This window comes from Flavobacterium arabinosi (assembly GCF_048158725.1).
Taxonomy (GTDB): domain Bacteria; phylum Bacteroidota; class Bacteroidia; order Flavobacteriales; family Flavobacteriaceae; genus Flavobacterium; species Flavobacterium arabinosi.
The window spans coordinates 1-2,459 of sequence record NZ_JBLNKX010000020.1; the positions used below are offsets into that span (position 1 = coordinate 1).

The window sequence follows — 2,459 nt, forward strand, 5'->3', positions numbered from 1 at the left end:
GAACGGAAACTGTGCCAGCAACTATACCCTTACCAGAACTTGGACTGCGACAGATGTTTGTGGAAACACCGCTTCTAAATCACAAGTCATTACCGTTCAGGATAAAACTGCTCCGGTTATCGCTGCATTGCCGTCTGCTTCGACAATCTCTTGTCCAGCAATACCTGCATTTGCTATTGCAACAGCAACAGATAATTGTGCTTCGGCTGTAACCTTAACTTTTGCAGATGTGACTACAAATGGTCAATGTGCAGGGTCCTATTCTGTAACTAGAACTTGGACCGCTAGTGATGCTTGCGGAAATACTGCTAAAGCTACACAAACCATTAACGTTCAAGATACAACCGGTCCAACAACAAGCACTGTATTTAGTCCAACTATCAATGTTAGTTGTGATGCAATTCCTGCCAAACCTGAACTTGTATTTGTCGATAATTGCTCAGCAATCTCGTCTGCAATGTTTACTGAGAACATTATTAACAATACAGCAAATTCATACTCAATAGTGAGAAAATGGTCAGTGGCTGATACTTGTGGAAATACATCAGAGTTTACTCAAATCATTAATGTTAACGTTACAAATAATATTATAGCATTAGTAGGTTCAATTTGTAATGATGGAGAAATTGCAACTGCTAACCTAAACGATTTATTACCTATTGGTACTCCTGCAAACGGAACTTGGACCGATGTAAATAATTCAGGTACCTTACAAGGCAATGTAATTAATGCTTCTAGCCTTGCTGTTGGCGATTATATTTTTGAATATAAAATTAATGATGGAACTTGCCCAAGAACTATAAGAATTACCATGACTGTTACTACTGATTGTGGCGGTATTGTATTGCCTTGTGGAACGATATTAGTTCATAATGCCTTCTCTCCTAATGGAGATGAAATTAATGAAAATTTCATAATTGACAACATTGATGATACAAATTGCTATCCGAATAATACGGTTGAAATTTATAACCGTTGGGGTGTATTGGTTTATGAAACCAGTGGTTATAATAATACCAGCAAAGTGTTCAAAGGTATCGCTGAAGGTAGAACAACTATTAGTCAATCCTCCGGTTTACCAACCGGTACCTATTTCTATATCTTAAATTACACCTCAGTTGATGGTGTAGGAAACATTATAACAAACAAAAAAGACGGGTTTTTATACCTTATAAATAATTAAACTTTCATTAAACTTGGGGACTATGTTGTCCTCAGGTTTAGTAGAATAATACCAATAGCCCTATTCCTGAACGATAAACCCGAATCAAATTTATCAATTAACTACTGAATTCTGACAAATGAATTCGATAGATAATTAAAAAATAAATATCTACTATGAAAACAAAATTATTTACTTTAGTTTTGATGTTTACAGCCATTGTAAGTTTTGCTCAACAAGATGCGCAATTTACTCAATACATGTATAACACAATCAATATTAATCCCGCTTATGCAGGATCTAATGGTGCTTTAAGTATTTTTGCTTTACACCGCACCCAATGGGTAGGACTCGAAGGTGCACCTGTAACTAACGTTGTGTCTATGAATACGCCACTCAACTCAAATAATTTAGGATTAGGGGTATCGATTATGAATGATAAAATTGGTCCTACTCATGAGAATACCATCTCAGCTGATTTATCTTACACGGTTCCTACATCGGAAACTTTTAAACTTTCATTTGGAATTAAAGCAACGGCTAATCTTTTTGATTTGGATGTTACCCGATTAAATCCAGCTGATAATGACCCAAGCTTACATGATTATAATAACAAATTTTCTCCAAATATTGGTGCTGGTCTCTACTGGCATTCTAACAAGGCTTATGTTGGATTATCAGTTCCTAACTTTATAGAAACCAATCGTTATGATGACAATGAAGTAGCTATTTTTAAAGAACAAATTAATTACTACTTGATTGCTGGTTATGTATTTGATTTTAATAATTATATTAAGTTCAAACCTGCTGTTCTCACCAAAATGGTTAAAGGTGCTCCTCTTCAATTCGATGTGTCAGGAAATTTTATGTTTAATGACAAATTCGTGGTGGGAGTTGCCTATAGATGGAGTGCCGCATTGAGTGCCATGGTTGGATTTCAGGTTTCTGAAGGTTTGTATGTTGGATATGGGTATGATCATGAAACAACCAACTTAGATAACTATAATTCCGGTTCGCATGAAATTTTCCTGCGCTATGAATTATTCAAAAACAATAATAAAATCACGAGTCCTAGATTCTTCTAAAAAACAATTATTTATGAAAAAAAATATGCTCATTTGCATAACAATAGTAACTATTTTTTCTTTTAACATTTATTCTCAAAAGACAAAATTAGTTACAGCTGATAAAAAATATGACAACTATGCCTATGTAGATGCCATAAAAACCTACGAAAGGGTTGCTGAAAAAGGGTATAAATCTGCAGACCTGTTTAAAAAATTGGGGAATGCCTATT

At 34.7% G+C, this 2,459-nt stretch carries 2 protein-coding genes and 1 pseudogene; all 3 read left to right on the plus strand.

From position 1 onward, the window contains the following. Positions 1 to 1,183 (plus strand): gliding motility-associated C-terminal domain-containing protein (locus ACM55K_RS17410; protein ID WP_416851602.1); only part of this gene is annotated, 1,183 nt, incomplete at its 5' end. A 155-nt stretch (positions 1,184 to 1,338) separates the two neighbouring features. Continuing rightward, positions 1,339 to 2,247, plus strand: coding sequence for a PorP/SprF family type IX secretion system membrane protein (locus tag ACM55K_RS17415; RefSeq protein ID WP_416851603.1), 909 nt, complete (start codon positions 1,339 to 1,341; stop codon positions 2,245 to 2,247). Positions 2,248 to 2,260: 13 nt separating this feature from the next. After that, a pseudogene (locus tag ACM55K_RS17420) lies at positions 2,261 to 2,459 on the plus strand (OmpA family protein); the annotation flags it as partial.

Excerpts from the sequence above, each read along its gene's own strand:
- ACM55K_RS17415 (WP_416851603.1), top strand. The coding sequence starts at position 1,339 with ATGAAAACAAAATTATTTACTTTAGTTTTGATGTTTACAGCCATTGTA.